This is a genomic window from Mitsuaria sp. CC2, from assembly GCF_048957715.1.
Taxonomy (GTDB): Bacteria; Pseudomonadota; Gammaproteobacteria; order Burkholderiales; family Burkholderiaceae_C; genus Roseateles.
In genome coordinates, this window is record NZ_JARVXN010000014.1 from 110,803 (window position 1) to 132,682 (window position 21,880).

Sequence of the window (21,880 nt, forward strand, 5' to 3'; positions counted from 1 at the left end):
CGGCATGCCCGCCCAGATTACCGCCGACATGAAGGCGAATCGGCGCCTACGACGTCGTTACGCGGGCCGAGCCTATGGCCTTGCGACCGGCTGCATCTGCATGTGGTCCCTGCTGCTTTCCGCGCAAGGCATCGTCAAGATGACGACGGGCATAGCGCTGTGGTCCGACCAGGTCCTCATCGCCGTCACGACCGGCGTCACGGTCAGCGTACTGGCGGCCTTCCTGGGGGTGATCCGAGGGCTGTTCCCGGGGAAGGACGAGCGCGCTCCCGCGCCTCCCTGACGACCTCCTCGATCGCCTTCACCACGACCTCCGGCTTGTCCCGCTGGATGTAGTGCCCCGATCCCTCGACCGGCTGCACTTCCCTGCCGCCGACCAGCGGCAGCCAGTTAGGTTCCAGGTTATGCACCATGGTCTCGAATCCGCTCGCCATCTCCGTCGGCGAATAGATCGTGCGTGTCAGCACGCGAACCGGCACGCTCGGACGCGGCTTCTGCCACAGCGTGTCGATGCAGTCCTGCTGCTGCAGGAACTCCGCCTGCATCATGCCGCGGAACACGCGCCGGCTCATGTTGTCCAGCATGTTGGCCATCACCGGTACCTCGACCTGCATGCGCCGCAGGTGCAGCGGGTGCGTCGCGTCGACGAGCACGATGCCCGCCACCTCGTCCGGATACAGCCGCGAGAACGCGTACTGGTACAGCCCCCCGATCGAATGGCCGACCAGCACGTACGGCGGCTTGATGCCGGCGCTCTGCAGCAGCCCGTGCAACTCGGTCGCGATGCCGCAGGGATTGCGCGGCACCGGCGGCGTCGCGGTGCTGTCGCCATAGCCGGGACGGTCGTAGGCGAAGACGCTGTAATCGGTACGCAGCTCGTTCAGCACCGTCGCCCACGGATCCCGGCCGTCGCCGAGCCCCGATTGCAGGACGATGGTCGGCTCGCCGTGGCCCACCTTGGTGAAGACGATGGGACCGCCGGTCACGCGTTGATTGCCGGTGTTCGGCATCGGACTGGCGCAGCCCGTCAACAAGGCGGGCACGGCCAGGACTGCGCAGAGGGCCAAGACGGCCGAGAAGGCCGAGGGGACCTGGAAGGCCCTCGCCAACGACATCGGCGCCCGAAGGCGCCGTTCAACTCCAGACATGCGGGAACTCCTTCTTCCGGCGAACCGGCTCGTTCCCGCTTCCACCCGCGTCCGCGCTCGCCCCCAGGAGGGACCGCGCGGCGCGTCATCCCTGGTGGATCAGGCCGCCTGCTCGCCGTTGCCGGCATTGTGCCCATCGTCGCGCGGCCACAGCGCCGGATCCAGCCGCTCCCCGCGCAACAGTTGCAACGGCGCGCGGTGGTACAGCTGGATGTCGTGGAAAGGGTCCGTGATGATCTTTGTGGCCCAGGCCAGGCCGGTGCGCAGGTCGCGGATCAGCGCCAGCTGCAACACGCGGAACACCAGACCGCCGACGCCCAGCCAGAACCACAGCAGGCCCAGCTGATGCAGATACTCGGTGAAGCTGGCGGCCGGCGCGAACACGCCGAACAGGCCCGGCTTCAGCCACAGCGCCACCGGCAGGGCCGCCCACAGCGCCATCAGCACGACCTTGCGGCGCAGGTTGTAGCCGATCTTGATCTCTTCCTTGTGCTCGTGGGTCGCCTGGTTGACGTGGTCGTAGCCCTTGGGCTCGAAGAAGAAATGACCGGCCTGTCGGCTGGTCATCGACACGCCCCACGCCAGCAGCGCCGACCATGCGGGGTCCACGAGCAGCAGCCCGTAGGCGACCACGAAGCAGCAGGCGCTCAGCAGATGCAGCGACTGGTTGATGCGGCAGTGATGGTAGTAGCGGTGGTCATCCCAACGCTGTTCATTCAGAAGTGCCAGAAAGTCCTTCATGGGGCCCTCGTCCGTGAAATGAGCGGTGAGCGTGACGGCATTCGATGGCAGCGCCGTGATGGCGCGATGATGCATCGATGACGGACGCGTGGCGACTGTGTCCATCGGCCGTGTCAGGCGCGTGACGAACCCCACCGTCACAGAACTGTTGCGTTCGCGTCCCATCATGCGCGCCATGACGACACCGGCGATCGAACTCGAAGTCGACGAGCTCCCCACACGGCAGCGGCACTTCCGCGTCGCGGTCGTGACGGAGACCTATCCGCCCGAGGTCAACGGCGTGGCACGCAGCATCGCCTGCGTGGTCCAGGGCCTGCAGGCCCGCGACCACGCCGTGCAACTGCTGCGTCCGCGCCAGGCGCCCGCCGGATCGCCGCCCACGCCGGAAGCGCCGGTCGACGAAGTGCTGATGCGCGGCCTGGCCGTGCCGCGCTACCCGCACCTGCGCATGGGCGTGGTGTCCAAGCGCACGCTGGTCAACCTCTGGGCCAGCAAGCGCCCCGACATCGTCCACATCGCCACCGAGGGCCCGATGGGCTGGTCCGCGCTCCAGGCTGCCCGCCAGCTCAAGCTGCCTGTCGTCTCGGAGTTCCGCACCAACTTCCACGCCTATGCCCAGCACTACGGCATCGGCTGGCTGCGCCGCCCGCTCCTCGCGTACCTGCGCAAATTCCACAACCGCTGCCATTCGACGATGGTGCCCAATGCCACGCTCGCTGGCGAGTTGATGGCGCAGGGCTTCCGTCACGTCAGCGTCATCGCGCGGGGCGTCGACACGCAGCTCTTCCATCCCTCCCGCCGCAGCGATGTGCTGCGTGAAAGCTGGGGCGCCGCGCCTGGCGATCCCGTGCTGCTCCATGTCGGCCGGCTCGCCGCGGAAAAGAACCTTCAGTTGCTCGTCCACCTCTGGCCGGCTGTCCGGCAACGGCATCCGCGGGCTCGTCTCGTGCTGGTCGGGGACGGTCCGGCGCGGGCTGATTTCCAGGCATTGCTGCCGCCCTCGTCCAATGTTGTCTTTGCCGGCATGAAACATGGTGAGGACCTGGCGGCCTGCTACGCCAGCGGCGACCTGTTTGCGTTCCCCAGCATCACCGAGACCTACGGCAACGTGACGCCCGAGGCACTCGCCAGCGGGCTTCCCGTGATGGCTTATCAGTACGCTGCGGCGGCTTTGCTCGTGCGCGACGGCCACAACGGCGGACTTGCGCCGTTCAACGATCCTGCGCTCTTCCAGGCCCGCACGCTGGCGCTGCTTGAAGACTTGCCTCGACTGCGCGCCATGCGTCTTGCGGCGAGAGAGAGTGCGGAGTCGCTCGCCTGGGACGGCATTGTGCAGGGCATCGAGCACGTGTACGCCTCGGCCATCGACGGCACGTCCGTGGCGATGCGTGTTGGCTCGCAGCTCTCCGGACTGGAAGCCCGCGCGCACTGAACCACTTGTTGTTGACGAAGGGCGCCCGGGGCCGGCGGCGTCGTCCGCCTTCTTATCTGACTGGGCGCCGTCTGTTCGAGCAGAGTGAACCGCAGGTGAACGTCGCGAGTTGGCGCCCTGGGCGGACGACGCCGCCGGCCCCGGGCGCTCTTCGTCCGGCTCGGTCGCCTCAACCGACGATGCTGCTTCCTGCGACATCCGCAGAGAGGGTTTCGCGGCGGCTGTGCTGGCGGATCATCAGGATCAGCACCCCACTGAAGACGAACACGCCCAGTCCGCTCATCAGCCAGACCAGCGGTACCCCCAGTGCCTGCAGCACCGCGTAGGCACCGAGCATCAGCAGGATGCTCAGGTTCTCGTTGAATCCCTGGACGGCGATCGAGCGGCCTGCACTGAGGATCTGCACGCCGCGATGCTGCAGCAGCGCATTCATCGGCACCACCATCGCGCCGCCGACGGCGCCGACCATGACCATCGAGGGCAGTGCCCAACCCAGGGAGGTCACCCACGGCGTCGCCAGCATCAGCGCGCCGAGCATCAGGCCGAGCGGCATCACCCGCAGTGAGTGATGCAACGCGATCCAACGCCCCGCGAGGCCCGCGCCCGCGACGACGCCGATGGCCACCGTCGCCTGCAGGTAGGCGCCCTGGTTGAGGCGCAGCCCCAACACATCCTGCGCCCACTGGAGCACGGCCAGTTGCAAGGTCGCGCCCGCTCCCCAGAACATCGTCGTCATGGAGAGCGACAGGCGCCCGCCGAGCCGGTCGCGCCACAGCGCCTGATTTGAGATCCGGAAGTCGCGCAGGATCTCGCGCATCCGGAGCGGTGGCTTCGGATAGACGATGCCGCTCTCCGGCACCCGCAGCTGCAGCGCGGCGGCCAGCGCGTAGACGCCCAGCAACGCGCACAGCGACGCGGTCAGCGGCCGCGCCACGCCCAGCTCTCCGATCGCCGCCATCCACCAGGGACTGACCAGCAGTCCGCCCAGCACCGTCCCGAGCAGCACGGAGCACACGACCGAGACTTCGATCCAGCCGTTCGCCGCCACCAGCCGCGTCGGCGGCACGATCTCGGTGATCAATCCGTACTTGGCGGGTGCGTAGCAGGCGGCCGCCGTGCCGACGATCCCGAAGGCGAGCAGCGGATCCAGCCCCGCCGCCATCGCGCCGACGCCGACCGCCTTCAGCCCGTTCATGCAGCTCATCAGTGCCACCTTGGGCCAGGCGTCCGCGATCAACCCGACCACCGGCGCCAGTCCCACGTAGGCCAGCGTGAAGCACAGCTTCAGCAGCGGCGCCCGCCAGACCGGCTGACCCATCTCCCGAAGCAGCGCGATGCCGACGATCAGGAGCGCGTTGTCGGCCAATGCGGAAAAGAACTGGGCGGCGATGAGGGTGTGGAAACGTGGGGGCATGGGCGCGCGGGGTGCGGCGCGAGTCTGCGTCGGTGGCGTGACCGCCTGTTGACAACGAATTGACACGCGCCCCACACGCACCCACCCGGCACCTCCTCCACGATCAGCGACAATCCGCCCTCTATGTTTGCCTTGTTTGAAGACGCCGGAAAATTTCTTGCCGGCCGCATCCTGTCCGAAGCCGATTCCTCGATGCAGATCGAGCTCGAATCCGGAAAGCGCGTCAAAGTGAAAGCCGCCCATGTCCTGCTCAAGTTCGACAAGCCGTCGCCGGCCGAACTGATCGCGGACGGGCAGCGCCTGGCCGAAGAGATCGACCTCGACCTGGCCTGGGAGTTCGCGCCGGAAGGCGAGTTCGGTTTCGCCGACCTGGCCGCCGACTACTTCGACGCCAAATCCACGCTCGCCCAGCAGGCCGGCGCGCTGTTCCGGCTGTTCGACGCGCCGCACTATTTCCGCCGGATGGGCAAGGGCGTCTTCAAGAAGGCCCCGGCCGAGACGGTCAAGGCCGCCCTGCTCGGCATCGAGCGCAAGAAGCAGATCGCCGCGCAGATTGAACAATGGGCGACTGAACTGGCCGCGGGCCAGTGCCCGGCCCCGATCGGCGACCAGATCTACAAGATCCTGTTCCGCCCCGACAAGAACGGCCCGGAGTACAAGGCCGTCGTCGAGGCCGCCAAGCGCAGCCACAAGGCGCCGCTGGACCTGCTCAAGGACGCCGGCGCGATCGCCAGTCCCTACCAGTTCCACTGGAAGCGCTTCCTCTTCGAGCATTTCCCGAAAGGCACGGGCTTCCCGGCCCTGTCCGCGCCCGAGATCAAGGACGCGCTGCCGCTCGCCCAGGTGCGCGCCTTCTCGATCGACGACTCGGCCACGACCGAGATCGACGACGCGCTGTCGGTCCAGGGTCTGGGCACCGGCACGGTGATCTTCGGCGTTCACATCGCCGCGCCAGGTCTTGCCATCCAGCCGGATTCGCCGGTCGACAAGGTCGCCCGCGAACGCTTCTCCACCGTCTACATGCCGGGCTGGAAGCTGACGATGCTGCCCGACGACGTCGTCCAGGCCTACACGTTGATCGAAGGCCGCGACTGCCCGGCCGTCAGCATCTACCTGACGATGGACGAGGCGACGCTGGAGATCACCGCGCGCGAGACGAAGCTCGACCGCGTGCCGATCGCCGCCAACCTGCGCCACGACAAGCTCGACGACGTCATCACCGACGCGACGCTGACCGGCGCGGCACCAGCCGACTACGACTTCGCGCCGGAACTGGCCTTCGCCTACCGGCTGGCCAAGGATCTCAAGGCCAAGCGCGAAGTGGTGCGCGGCAAGCCGGAGACCTTCAACCGGCCCGACTACAACTTCCGCCTGGACAACGACGGGGCCGAGCCCGCCGGCGCCGAGCAGGTCAGCATCACCACGCGCAAGCGCGGCACCGCGCTGGACCTGATCGTGGCCGAGGCGATGATCCTGGCCAACTCCAGCTGGGGCGGTTTCCTCGCCGAATGCGGCGTGCCCGGCATCTACCGCAGCCAGGCCAGCCTGGCGCCCGGCATCAAGGTGCGCATGGGCACCAAGCCGGCGCCGCACGCCGGCATGGGCGTCCCGCAGTACACCTGGGCGACCTCGCCGCTGCGCCGCTACGTCGACCTGGTCAACCAGTGGCAGATCATCGCCTGCGCCCGCCATGGCAAGACCGCCGCGCTGGCCGCGCCGTTCAAGCCCAAGGATGCGCAGCTGTTCTCGGTCATCTCGGGCTTCGACGCGGCCTACAGCGCCTACAACGGGTTCCAGTCCGGCATCGAGCGCTACTGGACGCTGCGCTACCTGCAGCAGCAAGGCATCACCGAGCTGACCGCGTCCGTGCTGAAGGACGGCCTGGTCCGCGCCGACGAGCTGCCGCTGGTGTTCCGGGCGCTCGGCTGCGAGAACCTGCCGCGCAACGCCCACGTGAAGGTGCGCATCACCGGCCTCGATGAACTGACGCTGGACCTGCACGCCAACCTCGTCGAGCGCCTCGACGCCGAAGCCGCCCCGGTGACGGCCGACGAAGGCGCCGACGAGGACGAAGAACCCAGCGGTGTCCTGACGCTGGCGATCGACGTCAACGACGACGGCACCGACACCGCCACCGCCAAGAGCGGCGGCGATGGCGCGACGCCGGCTGCGGCCGCGTCCGCCCCCGCCGCTTCCTGATCCCTTCCTTGTTCAAGATGCCCAAGCTCAGCCTTTTGCACTACGCGCTGATCGTCTCGGCCGGGGTGCACCTGGGCCTGGGGACGTTGAAACTGGTCGCCCCGGAGCAGTTCGACCGGATCTTCCAGGACGAACCGCTCGAGGTGATCCTCGTGAACGCGCGCGGCCAGGAAGCCCCTACCCAGGCGCAGGCGCTCGCGCAGGCCAACCTGGCCGGCGGCGGCGAACTCTCGGCCAACGTGCGGGCGACGTCCCCGCTGGCGCCCTCGCCGCTCGAGGAGACCGGCGACAGCATCGAACTCCAGAAGAGCCAGATCCAGCAGCTGCAGCAGGCGCAGGAACAGCTGCTGACCGTGCTGCGCCGGCAGTTGGCCATGCTGCCGCCGCCGGATCCCGCGCGCGAGAAGAGCACCGCCGAAGGCCGTCAAGTCGCCGAGCACCGCCGGCAACTGGTGCAGACGCTGGCGGAGATCGAGAAGCGCGTGAACACGGAGAACGCGCGCCCGAAGAAGCGCTACGTCAGTCCCGCCACGCGTGAGACCGTGCATGCGCTCTATTACGACCAGCTGCGTCGCCGGATCGAGGCGCGCGGCACGCGCGACTTCCCGAGCTATCAGGGTCGCAAGCTCTACGGCGAACTCACGATGAACATCCAGGTCGACTACCGCGGCCGCGTGGTCGACACGGAGATCGTCCAGGGTTCGGGCAATGCGGTGCTGGACCGCCGCGCCGTTGCGATCGTGCGTGCCAGCGGCCCCTTCGGCCAGTTCACGTCGGAGATGCGTCGCGGCGCCGAGGTGCTCGTGATGACCTTCCGCTTCCGGTTCAACCGCGATGAAAGCGTGGAAACGACGCTCAGCACCGCCCAGCCGTCCTGAGCACCGCCACGCCGGTCGTCCTGTTTCCAGGGAAATGCCATGAGCGCTGATCCGTCCGTTTCCACTGCCCACGAAGGCACCGGCCCCGACCGCTACGTGGTTGCCGGCAACCCGGTCGCGCACAGCCGCTCGCCCGAGATCCACGCCACCTTCGCCGCGCAGACCGGCCAGTCGCTGGTCTATGAACGGCTGCTCTGCCCGCTCGACGGGTTCGAGGCCTCGATCCGGGCGTTCGTCGCCGCCGGCGGTCGCGGCTGCAACATCACCGTGCCCTTCAAGTTCGAAGCCTTCCGGCTTGCCGCCCGCCGCACGCCGCGCGCGCAACTGGCTGGCGCGGTCAACACCTTCCGCTTCGATGACGCCACAGCGGGCGGCTGGCTCGGCGACAACACCGACGGCGCCGGCCTGCTGGCCGACATCGAGCGCAACGCCGCGCGACCACTGCGCGGCCAGCGCGTGCTGCTCATCGGCGCCGGCGGCGCCTCGGCGGGCGTGCTCGGCAGCCTGATCACCGGAAGGCCGGCGGAGATCCGCATCGTCAACCGCAGCGCCGACAAGGCCCTCGCGCTCGCCGACAGCCATCGCGCCTGGGCGGTGGAACACGGCGTGCGCCTGAGCGCCGGAGGCCTCGACGCCCCGGCGCCCGATGGCCGCCACGAGGTGGTGATCAACGGCACCAGCGCCTCGCTCAGCGGCGCCGGCCTGCCCCTGCCCGATCCCGACATCCCGGTGCTGGCGCGCGACGGCCTGGCCGTCGACATGATGTACGGACCGTCCACGGCCCCCTTCCTCGACTGGGCCACCGACCAGGCCGGCCCCGGCGGCGCGACGCGCGACGGCCTGGGCATGCTGGTCGAACAGGCCGCGGAAGCCTTCCTCCTCTGGCGCGGCGTGCGCCCCGACAGCGCGACGGTGCTCGCGGACCTCCGCCAGCGACTGGCGCCGCACTGAGGCCACGAGGCATGAAACAGTTCTGGCGCTTTGCCGGGATGCTGCTGCTCAGCATCCTCTGCCTGCAGCTCTTCTTCGCCGCGCGCATCGCGGTGATGACCGCCGTGTCCCCGCAGTCGACCACCTTCCAACGCTCCGAGGCGATGCGCCTGCTGCGGGAGAAACATTACATCCCATGGGCCCAGCAATGGGTCGACGACGCGCAGATCAGCCGCCACCTCAAGCGCGCCGTGATCGCCAGCGAGGACGCCGGCTTCAACGAGCACGGCGGCGTGGACTGGGACGCGCTCGAGAAGGCCTGGGACAAGAACCAGCGCGCACAGGAGCAGGCCGACAAGCGTGCCGCGCGGCTCGCCAGGACCAATCCGGACAAGCCGCCGCCGGTCCCCAAGGTCATCGGCGGATCGACGATCTCCCAGCAGCTGGCCAAGAACCTGTTCCTGAATTCCGAGCGCCACCTCGCGCGCAAGGGCCAGGAACTCGTGCTGACGCTGATGCTGGAGGCGATGCTCAGCAAGCAGCGCATCCTCGAGATCTATCTGAACAACGTCGAGTGGGGCGAAGGCGTGTTCGGCGCCCAGGCGGCGGCGCGTCATTACTACCGCGTCGACGCGTCCAAGCTCGGTCCGAACCAGGCGGCGCGGCTGGCGGTGATGCTGCCGGCACCGAAGCGGTTCGAGAAACGCCCCGGTTCGCCCTACGTGATTGGCCGTGCTGGCACCATTGAGGCCCGGATGAACGCAGTCGAGCTGCCCTGACTGTTTCTGCAGGCGCGCTTGCGCGCCTTCCGGACCGCCCGCCCCGGGCCGGAGACCGCCATGACATCCGAACTGACCCAAGAGATCGCCGCCACCGCTGCCCGGCTGGTGGTGGAAGAAGGCCTGGAATACGGCCCCGCCAAGGCCCGCGCGCTGAAAGTGCTGGGACTGCCGTCCCGCACCGCGCTGCCCAACAACGACGAGCTGGAGGACCAGGTCCGCGAGTACCTGGACATCTTCTGCGCCGACACCCAGCCGGCCGAACTGCAGGCGCTGCGTGAACTGGCCGCCGTCTGGATGGCGCGTCTGGCTGAATTCCGTCCTCACCTGACCGGCGCCGTCTGGCGCGGTACCGCGACTCGCCTGTCGCCCATCCATCTGCAGCTGTATTGTGATGACAGCAAATCGACGGAGATCGCGCTGCTGAACCAGGGCATCGACTTCGACGTCGGCCAATCACGCAACGCGAAAGGGGCCACGGTCGACCAGTTGATCATCGACGCGCCGTGCCGCGCGCTGAACGAACGGGTCGCGATCGCCCTGACCATCCTGGACCATGACGACCTGCGCGGCGGGCTCAAGCCCGATGGACGCGGACGGACCGAACGCGGCGACCTTGCCGCGCTGCGCCAACTGATGAATTCGAAGGACGATTGAATGCAACGACGTGCTGTTCTAGGTTTGGGCGCCGCCGGGCTGGTGGCTGCGGGAGCGGGCACCTACCTCGCCCTGCATCATGAAAAGCAGGCCGGGCAAGGCGGTTCACGCACGGGCGCGCCCACCGGTCCGTTGTCGGCGGAAGCAGCGGCTTTCTGGAACGCCAGCTTCGACACCCTCGACCAGCAGAGTTTCCAGCCCGGCGCCCATCTGCGCGGCAAGCCGCTGCTCCTGAACTTCTGGGCCACCTGGTGTGCGCCCTGCGTCAAGGAACTGCCAGAGATCAACCAGTTCCACGACGAGTTCAGCGCCCAGGGGTGGCAGGTGCTCGGTCTGGCCGTCGACGCGCCGACGCCGGTGCGCGGATTCCTGGAGAAGATCCCGCTGAAATTCCCGGTCGCTTTGGCTGGTCTGACGGGCACCGACCTTTCGAAGACCCTCGGCAATGCCAAAGGCGGCCTGCCGTTTACCGTCGCCTTCGGTCCCCAAGGCGAACCGATCTGGCGCAAACTCGGAGCGACGACCCTTGAGGAATTGCGCGCGATGGCGCACGGCAGCAAAGCCTGACCACGGGTCAACCCCTAGAAGTCGCGACCGCCGGCCATAGCCGCCGCCCCATGGCCGGTCAAGCGGTTTATTTTTGGCTTGCTGCCGGGATCTGGTCTCAAAACGCGTAAAGTCCACCCTTTTACGCTTCTAGTGTCTTCGCTCTAATTGGCGGGGCCGGTCGCTGAATGCAAGTCCTGGTACTACACGGCCCCAACCTCAATCTGCTCGGCACCCGCGAGCCTGGGGTTTATGGCGCGACCACTTTGGCGGAGATCGACACCGATCTTCGCCAGATCGCGCAGGAAGCCGGCGTAGCTCTGGAGAGCTATCAGAGCAACCACGAAGGTGCGCTGGTGGATCGCATTCAGGCGGCGGGTCGCGATGGAACGCGCTTCATCCTGATCAATCCGGCGGCCTACACCCACACCAGCGTCGCGATCCGCGATGCGCTGGCGGCGGTGGCGCTGCCCTTCGTCGAGGTGCACCTGTCCAATATCCACAAGCGCGAACCGTTCAGGCATCACAGCTACCTGTCGGCACTCGCGGAAGGCGTGATCTGCGGCCTGGGTCCCACCGGTTACCGGTTGGCCCTGCAGTTCGCGATCCAGCAGTTGAGCCGGTCAGCCTCGTCCACCTGAGCACCGCGGTCCGTCGATCCTCGTCGCGGACCGGAAGACATCACCGAAGATCACCGATCACCGATCCCCGTTGGAGAGTTCTTATGGATTTGCGCAAGCTCAAGACCCTGATCGACCTCGTGTCCGAGTCGAACATTTCTGAACTTGAAATCACCGAAGCCGACGGCAAGGTGCGCATCGTCAAGTCCGATGGTCAGCCCCTCGTGGCGGCCATGCCCATGATGCAGGCTGTGCCGCAGGCAGCCGGCCAGCCGGTGGCCGCGCAGCCGGCCGCGGCCCCTGCCGCCCCCGCCGCGGCCCCGGTCCCGGCGGCCGAGACCGGCCACATCGTGAAGTCGCCCATGGTGGGCACCTTCTATCGCGCCTCCAGCCCGAACGCCAAGGCCTTCGCCGAGGTCGGCCAGCAGGTCAAGGAAGGCGACCCCATCTGCATCATCGAAGCGATGAAGATCATGAACGAGATCGAAGCCGACAAGACCGGCACGATCGTCAAGATCCTGGTCGAGAACGGCCAGCCGGTGGAATTCGGCCAGTCGCTGATCGTCATCGAGTAAGGCGGTCCCCAGATGTTCAAGAAGATCCTCATCGCGAATCGCGGCGAGATCGCCCTTCGCATCCAGCGCGCGTGTCGCGAGCTGGGCGTGAAGTCGGTCGTCGTGTATTCGGAAGCGGACCGCGACGCGAAGTACGTGAAGCTGGCCGACGAGGCCGTCTGCATCGGCCCCGCACCGTCCGCGCAGAGCTACCTGTCGATGCCGGCCATCATCGCGACGGCCGAAGTCACCGACGCCGAGGCGATCCACCCCGGCTACGGCTTCCTGTCGGAGAACGCCGACTTCGCCGAGCGCGTCGAGCGCAGCGGCTTCACCTTCATCGGCCCGACCCCGGAGAACATCCGGACCATGGGCGACAAGGTCTCGGCCAAGCAGGCCATGATCAAGGCCGGCGTGCCCTGCGTGCCGGGCTCCGAGGGCGCCCTGCCGGACGACCCGAAGGAGATCGTCCGCATCGCCCGCGCCATCGGCTATCCGGTGATCATCAAGGCGGCCGGCGGCGGCGGCGGACGCGGCATGCGTGTCGTCCACACCGAAGCCGCCCTGGTCAACGCGGTGCAAATGACCAAGGCCGAGGCGGGCGCCGCCTTCGGCAATCCGCAGGTCTACATGGAGAAGTTCCTGGAGCATCCGCGTCACGTGGAGATCCAGGTGCTGGCCGACGGGCAGAAGAACGCCGTCTGGCTGGGCGAACGCGACTGCTCGATGCAGCGCCGCCACCAGAAGATCATCGAGGAAGCGCCGGCGCCGGGCATCCCGCGCCGCCTGATCGAACGCGTCGGCGACCGCTGCGCCGCCGCCTGCAAGAAGATGGGCTACCGCGGTGCGGGCACCTTCGAGTTCCTGTACGAGGACGGCGAGTTCTACTTCATCGAGATGAACACCCGCGTGCAGGTCGAGCACCCGGTGACCGAACTGGTGACCGGCATCGACATCGTGCAGATGCAGATCCGCATCGCCGCTGGCGAGAAGCTGCCCTTCACGCAGCGCAACATCACGATGCGCGGCCACTCGATCGAATGCCGCATCAACGCGGAAGATCCGGTCAAGTTCATCCCGTCGCCGGGCCGCATCACCATGTGGCACCCGCCGGGCGGTCCCGGCGTGCGCGTGGACTCGCATGCGTACACCAACTACTTCGTGCCGCCGAACTACGACTCGATGATCGGCAAGATCATCGTCCACGGCGATACCCGCGAGCAGGCGCTGGCGCGCATGCGCATCGCGCTGTCGGAGACGGTGATCGAGGGCATCCAGACCAACATCCCGCTGCACCGCGAGCTGATGGCCGATGCGAAGTTCATCGAAGGCGGCACCGACATCCACTATCTCGAACAGTGGATGGCGGCGCACAAGCGTTGATCTCGCGCTAAGCGACAATATCGAGGCCCTCAGGCGCGGACGAGAGTCCGCCTTGAGGGCTTCTCCATTTCCGAAGTCCATTGAAGTCCCGGAGCCGCCATGAGCGAAGTGAGCGAAGTGAGCGAAGACCACGCCAACGATCCCCTGCTGCACGAGCTCGTGCTCATCTGCCGCGAAGAGGACGTGGAGACCGTCAGCGATGCGCTGATGGAGGTGGAGTCGCTGGCCGTGTCTGTCGAGGACGCCGACGCCGACACGCCCGCCGAGCGCGCGCTGTTCGGCGAACCGGGCATGCCGGCGCCTCGCGCGGGCTGGGACCGATCGGTGGTGAAGGCGCTGTTCGCCACCGAAGAGGAAGCCACCGAGGCTGCGACCCTGCTGCTCGCGCAGGACTGGGCCGAGGACGTGCATGTCCAGTCCATCCAGACGATCGCGCAACAGGACTGGGTGCGATTGACGCAATCGCAGTTCGCGCCGGTCGAGATCACGCCGGCGTTCTGGATCGTGCCGTCGTGGCACGAGGCGCCCGCGCAGGCCAAGCAGATCATGCGGCTGGACCCGGGCCTGGCCTTCGGCACCGGCACGCATCCGACGACGCGCATGTGCCTGCGCTGGATCGCCGGCCACGGCGCCGAGGCGGCGGGCTGGGACCGCGTGCTCGACTACGGCTGCGGCTCGGGCATCCTCGCGATCGCCGCGGGCCTGTTCGGTGCGAAGGCCATCGACGCGGTCGACATCGACCCGGCAGCGCTCATCGCCTCGACCCGGAACGCCAAGGACAACGGCGTGACGCTGAACGCCGCGATGCCCGACGCCGCCCGCGGCGAATACCCGGTCGTGCTGGCCAACATCCTGGCGACGCCGCTGAAGCTGCTCGCACCGCTGCTGTGCAACCACCTTCGCCCCGGCGCGCACCTGGTGCTGGCCGGCATCCTCGAGCGTCAGGCTGACGAGCTGAAAGCGGCCTATGCGCCGCATGTCCAGCTCGAGGTCGCGGACAGCGAGGACGGCTGGATCCTCATGACCGCACGACGCGCGGCCTGACGGTCGCACCGTCTCCGATCGACCGCCCCACCGGCCCGCCATCCCCGATGAACAGACAGTTCTCCGCCTCCGCCCACCCGGTGACCGAGTGTCAACCTGGGGGTGTTCGCGGCAAGGACTGACCCTGCTTCGTGGCATCATCGCGTCCATGAATCTCGCGACCCGCTGCACGACCTGCGGCACCATCTTCCGGGTGGTGCAGGACCAGCTGCGCGTCTCCGAAGGCTGGGTCCGCTGCGGCCGTTGCGCCGAGGTCTTCGACGCGCGCGAGCAGCTGTTCGACCTCGAACGCGACAGTCCGCCGCCGTGGCCGCCGCTGAGCGCGCCGGCCGAGCCCGCGCCGCTGCCGCCGGCACCGACACCGGCGCCGGTCTTCGCGCCGCCTCCGATCTTCGCGCCGGAGCCGCCGCCGCATCACCATCAGCCACCGCGCGACAGCGGCTGGATGACGGCCGACGACGAGTCGCTGAATCCCTTCGCGCCGCCGCGACGCGTGCCGGATCGCCTGCCGGAACGCGCGCCCGATCGCCTGCCCGATCGCGGCCCCGATCGCGAGGCGCCGGACAGCATCGTCGACGCCCGCTTCCCCGCACCCGCATCGCGCTTCGACGAGCCGTCGTTCGAAGAGCGCCGCGAACCCTTCCTCGATGCTCCCGCACCGGCCGCTCCCGACCCTCGCGAGCATCTGCCCGAGCCTCGCGGCATGCGCTTCGAGGAAGACGAGCTGCCGCCGCCGATGATCGATGACGACGAGCGTCCGGACGTGACGCTCGCACTCAGCCCTGCGACGGCCGCGCAGCTGCGCGCGAACGAGTTGACGCCGGACCGCGAGCCGGCGCCGGAGCCCACCTCCTCGCTGATGGTCGCGGACGAGGACACGATCGCCGACGGCAAGCGCAACGCCAAGGCGGCGAAGCTGGCCAAGAAGGCCGCGAAGAAGGAAGCCAGGAAAGAGGCGAAGGCCGCCAGGCCGCCGGGTCGCTCGTGGAATCCGTTCAGACGCAAGACGAGTGAACGCGCTCCGGGCGAAAGTCCTGAGACGACGATGACGGTGCTTGCCGCCGAGTCCGAGTTGATGGCCGCGCGCGCGGCGATGGCCGACGCGGCCTCCGCCCAAGGCTCGCCAAGTGTGATGCCGGACCAGTTGCCGAGTTTCATGCGCCAGGCCGAAGAGGCCCGCCGCTGGAGCCGTCCGGGCGTGCGCCTCGCGCTCGGCAGCGCGACGACGGTGTTGGCACTCGGCCTGATGGCGCAGCTGCTCTGGCACGCGCGCGAGGCGATCGCGGCGCAGTACCCGCAGGCCAAGCCGATGCTGGTCTCGGTCGCTCAGGCGCTGGGCCAGGAGATCAAGCCCTGGCAGCACATCGAGGCGCTCAGCGTCGAGAGCAGCAGCCTGAATCCGGCCGGCGCGGGCAACCACTACCGCTTCAGCATCAGCCTGCGCAATCGCAGCAACTGGGAAGTCGCGCAGCCGTGGGTGGACCTGAGCCTCACCGACGCGAGCGGCGTGCTCGTCGTTCGTCGCATGCTGTCGCCGACCGAGATGCAGGCCGGCCGCGCGGCGCTGCCGTCGGGCACCGACCAGCAGCTGCAGGTGGTCTTCGACAGCGGCGCGCAGAAGATCAGCGGCTACTCGGTCGAGCTGTTCTACCCGTAGCCCGGAAAGAAACAACCCGGCTTGCGCCGAGCCCAAAAGAAAAAACCCGGCCTGCGCCGGGTTGGGAGAGGACCGGACCCGAAGGCCCGGTCATCATTCAAGCTCAGGGCTTGTTGCCGGTCGGGAAGGGCCACGCGGCTTGGGGGCTCAGCGCGGTCTTCGCGGCAGGAGCCGGCGCAGCGGCAGGCTTCGCGGCAGGGGCAGCGGCAGGCTTGGCGGCAGGCTTCGCGGCAGGGGCAGCGGCAGGCTTGGCGGCAGCCTTCTTCGGCGCAGCAGCCTTCTTGGCGGCCGGCTTCGCAGCAGGCTTCGCGGCGGCCTTGGGGGCAGCCTTGGCAGCGGCCTTCTTGGGCGCAGCAGCCTTCTTCGGCGCAGCAGCCTTCTTGGCGGCGGGCTTCGCAGCCTTGGCAGTCGCCTTGACCGGCGGCTTCTTGGCGGCGGAGACCTTCTTGGCCGGAGCAGCCTTCTTGGCGGCAGCGACCTTCTTCGCCGGTGCAGCCTTCTTCACTGCAACCTTCTTCGCCGGAGCCGCCTTCTTCGCAGCAGCCGCCTTCTTGGCCGGAGCGGCCTTCTTCGCAGGAGCTGCCTTCTTCGCAGCGACCTTCTTCGCCGGCGCAGCAGCCTTCTTGGCCGGAGCGGCCTTCTTGGCGGCCGGAGCCTTCTTGGCCGGAGCGGCCTTCTTCGCGGCCGGAGCCTTCTTCACAGCCGCCTTCTTCGCGGGGGCGGCCTTCTTGGCCGGAGCGGCCTTCTTCGCAGTTGCCATTTCAGTTCTCCTTGATCAAGTGGAAATAGCCCTGCCCGTCATCAACCGGTTGATGCCGGTGCAGGTATTCACCGCCCACGACGCGCGGGAGTTGCGCTCCGCGGTGCGGTGAATCGGGGTGCGATGCGCTTGAGCCGCTTCTGCGTCGGTCTCAGGGTGCATCGCCAATCTTGATCTCTTCTTCAACAAACAATGCTCGAGGGTCGCTCCGCACCGGGACTCAGTCCCAGGACAGGGCGCCGCCCGATTGGTATTCGATCACTCTCGTCTCGAAGAAGTTGCGTTCCTTCTTCAGGTCGATCATTTCGCTCATCCACGGGAAGGGGTTCTCTTCGTTCGGGAAGAGCGCTTCCAGGCCGATCTGCGTCGCACGGCGGTTCGCGATGTAGCGCAGGTAACCCTTGAACATGGCCGCGTTCAGACCCAGCACGCCGCGCGGCATGGTGTCCTCGGCGTAGCGGTACTCGAGCTCCACGGCCTTCTGGAACAGCGCCTTGATCTCCGCGCGGAATTCAGGCGTCCACAGGTGCGGGTTCTCGAGCTTGATCTGGTTGATCAGGTCGATGCCGAAGTTGCAGTGCATCGACTCGTCGCGCAGGATGTACTGGTACTGCTCTGCCGCGCCGGTCATCTTGTTCTGGCGGCCCAGCGCCAGGATCTGCGTGAAGCCGACGTAGAAGAACAGGCCTTCCATCAGGCACGCGAAGACGATCAGCGACTTCAGCAGCGTCTGGTCGTTCTCGGGCGTGCCGGTGACGAAGTTCGGATCCATGATCGCGTCGATGAACGGGATCAGGAATTCGTCCTTGTCGCGGATCGACTTCACCTCGTGATAGGCGTTGAAGATCTCGCTCTCGTCCAGGCCCAGCGACTCGACGATGTACTGGTACGCGTGCGTGTGGATCGCTTCCTCGAAGGCCTGGCGCAGCAGGAACTGGCGGGCTTCGGGCGCCGTGATGTGGCGGTAGGTGCCCAGCACGATGTTGTTGGCGGCCAGCGAATCGGCGGTGACGAAAAAGCCGAGATTGCGCTTGATCACGCGACGCTCGTCTTCGGTCAGGCCGTTCGGGTCCTTCCACAGCGCGATGTCGCGCGACATGTTCACTTCCTGCGGCATCCAGTGATTCGCGCAGGTGGCGAGGTACTTCTCCCACGCCCACTTGTACTTGAACGGGACCAGCTGGTTGACGTCGGTCTGGCCGTTGATGATGCGCTTGTCGGCGACGTTCACACGGCGCTCGCTGGCATCGGCGGTCGACGATTCAGAAGAGGACACCGAGGCCGTCGCGGCGGCGGCGACATCACGCGCGACGGGCTGCGTCGCTGCGTGGTTCGATGCGCCCGACTGCGGCGCGTTGCTCGAGGGTTTACGGTCTTCTTCCCAAACCAGCATGGTGGTCTTCCTATGGTCGCGGATTATCGGAGTGTTGTGTTCAAACACAAAGGACTTCTTGACTTTGACGCCGCTTCGCTGTTGCTGGTCCGCATCGCATTCGCTGCGCGGGACCGTGTGCGGCGCGCCTCCTGATGAGCGCGGCGGGGCGTCGTTTCAAGCGTTCATCGATCGCTTGCGGGCGTCGCGGAGAAAACCGCCGATCGCCGCAAACATCGATGAACACTCGCATCGCGAGCGTCGGAGGTGTCGACGCGTGACGTCGACACCTCCTGTTTCGATTTACTGGCAGGCCTCGCAACCGGGGTCGTCGATCGCGCAGAACGTGACGTCGGTCGCCGGCGTCGCGCTGCCCAGATCAGGCGCGGTCGATGCGGCCACCGCTGCGACCGGCGCGACGGAAATCGGTGCGACCGCGGCAGGCGCCGCGCTCAAACCGCCGGCGCCGCTGCTCACCGCGTTGAGCTGACCGGCGTTCTGCACGGTGCTCTTCTCGGCGTGCGTCGCGCCCATCGTGCGGAGGTAGTAGGTCGTCTTCAGACCGCGCTGCCACGCCAGCTTGTAGGTGTCGTCCAGGCGCTTGCCCGACGCGCCGGCCATGTAGATGTTCAGGCTCTGCGCCTGGTCGATCCACTTCTGGCGGCGCGCGGCGGCTTCGACCAGCCACACGGTGTCGACTTCGAACGCGGTCGCGTAGAGCTGCTTGAGCTCCTCCGGCACGCGGTCGATGCGGCGCAGCGAGCCGTCGAAGTGCTTGAGGTCCATGACCATCACGTCGTCCCACAGGCCCAGCTTCTTGAGATCGCGGACCAGGTGCTCGTTCACCACGGTGAACTCGCCCGACAGGTTGGATTTCACCGACAGGTTGCCGAAGCAGGGCTCGATCGACGCGTCGACGCCGATGATGTTGGAGATCGTCGCGGTCGGCGCGATCGCCACGCAGTTGCTGTTGCGCATGCCGTCGCGGGCGATCTTGGCGCGCAGCGCGTCCCAGTCCAGCGTCGACGAGCGGTCCACGTCGACGAAGCCGCCGCGGGCTTCGGCCAGCAGGTCCAGCGAGTCGATCGGCAGGATGCCGCGATCCCACAGCGAACCGCGATAGCTGCTGTAGCGGCCGCGTTCGGCGGCCAGTTCGGTCGAGGCCCAGTAGGCGTGGTAGCAGACGGCTTCCATCGAACGGTCGGCGAACTCCACCGCGGCGTCGGAGGCGTAAGGCACGCGCAGCTGGTACAGCGCGTCCTGGAAGCCCATGATGCCCAGGCCCACCGGACGGTGGCGCAGGTTCGAGTCGCGTGCCTTCTTGACCGCGTAGTAGTTGATGTCGATGACGTTGTCGAGCATGCGCATCGCCGTCGACACCGTCTTCTTCAGCTTCTCCTGGTCGATCTGGCCGTCCTTGACGTGCTGCGCCAGGTTGACCGAGCCCAGGTTGCAGACCGCGATCTCGTTGTCGTTGGTGTTCAGCGTGATCTCGGTGCACAGGTTGGACGAGTGCACGACACCGACATGCTGCTGCGGCGAGCGCACGTTGCAGGCGTCCTTGAAGGTGATCCAGGGATGGCCGGTCTCGAACAGCATCGTCAGCATCTTGCGCCACAGGTCGCGGGCCGGCATGCGCTTGTAGAGCTTGAGCTCGCCGCGGTCGACCTTGGCTTCGTACGCCTCATAGGCGGTCTGGAAGGCCTTGCCGAACAGGTCGTGCAGGTCCGGGCAGGTGGACGGGCTGAACAGCGTCCAGTCGCCGCCTTCGATGACGCGCTTCATGAACAGGTCGGGAATCCAGTTCGCCGTGTTCATGTCGTGGGTGCGGCGGCGGTCGTCGCCGGTGTTCTTGCGCAGCTCGAGGAATTCCTCGATGTCCAGATGCCAGGTCTCCAGATACGCGCAGACGGCGCCCTTGCGCTTGCCGCCCTGGTTCACGGCGACGGCCGTGTCATTCACCACCTTCAGGAACGGGACGACGCCTTGCGACTTGCCGTTCGTGCCCTTGATGTGCGAACCGAGCGCGCGGACCGGGGTCCAGTCGTTGCCCAGGCCGCCGGCGAACTTCGACAGCAGCGCGTTTTCCTTCAGCGCTTCATAGATGCCGTCCAGGTCGTCGGCCACCGTCGTCAGGTAGCAGCTCGACAGCTGCGAGCGGCGCGTGCCGGCGTTGAACAGCGTCGGCGTGGAGCTCATGAAGTCGAAGGTCGACAGGACTTCGTAGAACTCGATGGCACGGGCTTCGCGGTCGATCTCGCCCAGGGCCAGGCCCATCGCGACGCGCATGAAGAAGGCCTGAGGCAGTTCGATGCGGGTACCGTCGACGTGCAGGAAGTAGCGGTCGAACAGCGTCTGCAGGCCCAGGTAGTCGAACTGCAGGTCGCGTTCGGCCTTCAGCGCGGCGCCCAGCCTGGCCAGGTCGTACTGCTGCAGCTTCTCGTCGAGCAGCTCGGCCTGCACGCCCTTCTTGATGAAGCCCGGGAAATAGTCGGCGTACTTGGTGGCCATCTCGGCCTGCGTCGCTTCCTCGCCCAGGATCTCGCGGCGGATCGTGTGCATCAGCAGACGCGCGGTGGCGCGCGTGTAGCCGGGATCCTTCTCGATCAGCGTGCGGGCGGCCAGGATGGCGGCCTTGTAGACCTCGTCGATCGGCACGCCGTCGTACAGGTTGCGCTTGGTCTCGGCCAGGATCGGATCCGGCTTCACGTCGGCGCCCAGGTTCTCGCAGCTCGACGCGATCAGCGCGGCCAGCTTGTTCAGGTCGAGGGGGACGCGCACGCCGTTCTCGGTCACCGAGATGCCGGACTCCAGCACGGCGGCCTGCTGCTGTTCGCCCTGGCGGGCACGCTCCTGCGTGCGGCGCTCGCGGTACAGCACGTACGCGCGCGCCACTTCATGATGGCCGCCGCGCATCAGCGCCAGCTCGACGTGGTCCTGCACGTCCTCGATATGGAAAGTGCCGCCGGCCGGACGCGACCGCAGCAGGCCGCGGGTCACGGAGTCGGTCAGCGCGTCGACGGTCTCGCGCACGCTGGCGGAGGCGGCGCCGCTGGTGCCGTGCACCGCGAGGAACGCCTTCATCATCGCCACCGCCACCTTGCTGGGCTCGAAATGCACCACCGCGCCGTTGCGGCGGATGATCTGGTGCTGCGGGAAGCTGGCCGAAGCGGCGGCGGACTCGCGCGGAGTCTGCGCCAGGCCCTTTTCAGCGGTCGGTGTGGCGGCGACTGTCTGCATGGGTTCCTCGTTCTGGTCTGAAAACAAAAAAAGCTGCGCCCGGCCCGGCTTTTCCGAAGGGCCAAACATCAGGGGGTCAGGTGGTGCTCGCGATGCTGAAGATGCGCCTCGGCTTGGTGATTCCGCGCCTCCGGCTGAGGGGCCGGCACCGCGGACAAGACTTCTGATGGAGCATTCATCGCCGTGTTTGCGAAGTCAGCAGGATAGCATGCAAAACACTATATCTAGTGGCTCCCCGACCTTCAAGGAACTACCGCTAGTGCCCCACCCGCTTGACGTGGGGGACCCGCTGGTCTAGCCGGAAGGCCTGACCCCGCACATCCCCGATGGATTCGCGCATCGTGTCCGGATCGCGAGGATCCACGCGGTCTGGCGGCGCGAATGTGCTGCGAACGCCCATGGTTGCTGCGCTTGCGACGATGGCAATCCGATGACGACTTCGCGGGGTGTCCCCGGGGGGTAGGACAAGTCCCGATCAGGACCACCCCCTAGCCGCCACTGGCGGTGGGGTCATGGTCGCAATGCG

Annotated in this window: 18 protein-coding genes; 12 read left to right on the forward strand and 6 right to left on the reverse strand. The window is 67.4% G+C overall.

Annotation, left to right across the window (positions count from 1 at the left end; all coding sequences use genetic code 11):
• Positions 1 to 203 precede the first annotated feature (203 nt).
• Both PV762_RS10250 and PV762_RS10255 read right to left on the reverse strand, forming a co-directional pair.
• Positions 204 to 1,148, reverse strand: a complete 945-nt coding sequence (locus tag PV762_RS10250; RefSeq protein ID WP_421034932.1) for an alpha/beta fold hydrolase — start codon at positions 1,146 to 1,148, stop codon at positions 204 to 206.
• Positions 1,149 to 1,247: 99 nt separating this feature from the next.
• Entirely contained in the window at positions 1,248 to 1,889 is a 642-nt protein-coding gene (locus PV762_RS10255) for a hypothetical protein (RefSeq protein WP_421034933.1), read from the reverse strand.
• Between the two features lie 166 nt (positions 1,890 to 2,055).
• Between PV762_RS10255 and PV762_RS10260 the strand changes: the two genes are divergently transcribed.
• Positions 2,056 to 3,321, forward strand: a complete 1,266-nt coding sequence (locus PV762_RS10260) for a glycosyltransferase family 4 protein (protein ID WP_421034934.1) — start codon at positions 2,056 to 2,058, stop codon at positions 3,319 to 3,321.
• A gap of 169 nt (positions 3,322 to 3,490) precedes the next feature.
• On the opposite strand, the gene lplT is transcribed toward PV762_RS10260, so the two are convergent.
• Positions 3,491 to 4,735: a lysophospholipid transporter LplT gene (gene lplT / locus PV762_RS10265; RefSeq protein WP_421034935.1), complete on the reverse strand. Its 1,245-nt coding sequence runs from the start codon at positions 4,733 to 4,735 to the stop codon at positions 3,491 to 3,493.
• A 123-nt stretch (positions 4,736 to 4,858) separates the two neighbouring features.
• Here lplT and PV762_RS10270 point away from each other — a divergent pair, with 123 nt between their 5' ends.
• From PV762_RS10270 to PV762_RS10320, 11 genes are all read left to right on the forward strand, one after another.
• Positions 4,859 to 6,934: a ribonuclease catalytic domain-containing protein gene (locus PV762_RS10270; RefSeq protein WP_421034936.1), complete on the forward strand. Its 2,076-nt coding sequence runs from the start codon at positions 4,859 to 4,861 to the stop codon at positions 6,932 to 6,934.
• Positions 6,935 to 6,951: 17 nt separating this feature from the next.
• Positions 6,952 to 7,812 (forward strand): energy transducer TonB, encoded by an 861-nt coding sequence (locus PV762_RS10275; RefSeq protein ID WP_421034977.1) that lies wholly within the window; start codon positions 6,952 to 6,954, stop codon positions 7,810 to 7,812.
• A 39-nt stretch (positions 7,813 to 7,851) separates the two neighbouring features.
• The gene (gene aroE / locus PV762_RS10280; protein WP_421034937.1) at positions 7,852 to 8,763 is read left to right on the forward strand and encodes a shikimate dehydrogenase; all 912 of its coding nucleotides are present in this window, start codon (positions 7,852 to 7,854) and stop codon (positions 8,761 to 8,763) included.
• An 11-nt stretch (positions 8,764 to 8,774) separates the two neighbouring features.
• A complete protein-coding gene (locus PV762_RS10285; protein ID WP_421034938.1) occupies positions 8,775 to 9,521 on the forward strand; it encodes a transglycosylase domain-containing protein in 747 nt (248 codons plus the stop codon).
• A gap of 60 nt (positions 9,522 to 9,581) precedes the next feature.
• Positions 9,582 to 10,178 carry a hypothetical protein gene (locus PV762_RS10290; protein WP_421034939.1) on the forward strand — a complete coding sequence of 199 codons (597 nt, stop codon included), beginning with the start codon at positions 9,582 to 9,584 and terminating at the stop codon, positions 10,176 to 10,178.
• Positions 10,179 to 10,745 (forward strand): TlpA disulfide reductase family protein, encoded by a 567-nt coding sequence (locus tag PV762_RS10295; RefSeq protein WP_421034940.1) that lies wholly within the window; start codon positions 10,179 to 10,181, stop codon positions 10,743 to 10,745.
• Positions 10,746 to 10,912: 167 nt separating this feature from the next.
• On the forward strand, positions 10,913 to 11,365 hold the full coding sequence (gene aroQ, locus PV762_RS10300; RefSeq protein WP_421034941.1) for a type II 3-dehydroquinate dehydratase: 453 nt from the start codon (positions 10,913 to 10,915) through the stop codon (positions 11,363 to 11,365).
• Positions 11,366 to 11,448: 83 nt separating this feature from the next.
• On the forward strand, positions 11,449 to 11,919 hold the full coding sequence (gene accB / locus PV762_RS10305; protein ID WP_421034942.1) for an acetyl-CoA carboxylase biotin carboxyl carrier protein: 471 nt from the start codon (positions 11,449 to 11,451) through the stop codon (positions 11,917 to 11,919).
• Between the two features lie 12 nt (positions 11,920 to 11,931).
• Entirely contained in the window at positions 11,932 to 13,281 is a 1,350-nt protein-coding gene (gene accC / locus PV762_RS10310; RefSeq protein ID WP_421034943.1) for an acetyl-CoA carboxylase biotin carboxylase subunit, read from the forward strand.
• A 147-nt stretch (positions 13,282 to 13,428) separates the two neighbouring features.
• On the forward strand, positions 13,429 to 14,325 hold the full coding sequence (prmA, locus tag PV762_RS10315) for a 50S ribosomal protein L11 methyltransferase (RefSeq protein ID WP_421034978.1): 897 nt from the start codon (positions 13,429 to 13,431) through the stop codon (positions 14,323 to 14,325).
• Between the two features lie 148 nt (positions 14,326 to 14,473).
• The gene (locus PV762_RS10320) at positions 14,474 to 15,982 is read left to right on the forward strand and encodes a zinc-ribbon and DUF3426 domain-containing protein (RefSeq protein WP_421034944.1); all 1,509 of its coding nucleotides are present in this window, start codon (positions 14,474 to 14,476) and stop codon (positions 15,980 to 15,982) included.
• A 103-nt stretch (positions 15,983 to 16,085) separates the two neighbouring features.
• Here the strand turns inward: PV762_RS10320 and PV762_RS10325 are convergent, their stop codons facing one another.
• The 3 genes from PV762_RS10325 to PV762_RS10335 all read right to left on the reverse strand — a co-directional run bounded on the left by PV762_RS10325 (position 16,086) and on the right by PV762_RS10335 (position 21,354).
• The gene (locus PV762_RS10325) at positions 16,086 to 16,742 is read right to left on the reverse strand and encodes a histone (RefSeq protein WP_421034945.1); all 657 of its coding nucleotides are present in this window, start codon (positions 16,740 to 16,742) and stop codon (positions 16,086 to 16,088) included.
• A 220-nt stretch (positions 16,743 to 16,962) separates the two neighbouring features.
• Positions 16,963 to 18,135, reverse strand: coding sequence for a ribonucleotide-diphosphate reductase subunit beta (locus tag PV762_RS10330; protein WP_421034946.1), 1,173 nt, complete (start codon positions 18,133 to 18,135; stop codon positions 16,963 to 16,965).
• A gap of 282 nt (positions 18,136 to 18,417) precedes the next feature.
• Positions 18,418 to 21,354 (reverse strand): ribonucleoside-diphosphate reductase subunit alpha, encoded by a 2,937-nt coding sequence (locus tag PV762_RS10335; RefSeq protein ID WP_421034947.1) that lies wholly within the window; start codon positions 21,352 to 21,354, stop codon positions 18,418 to 18,420.
• Positions 21,355 to 21,880 lie beyond the last annotated feature (526 nt).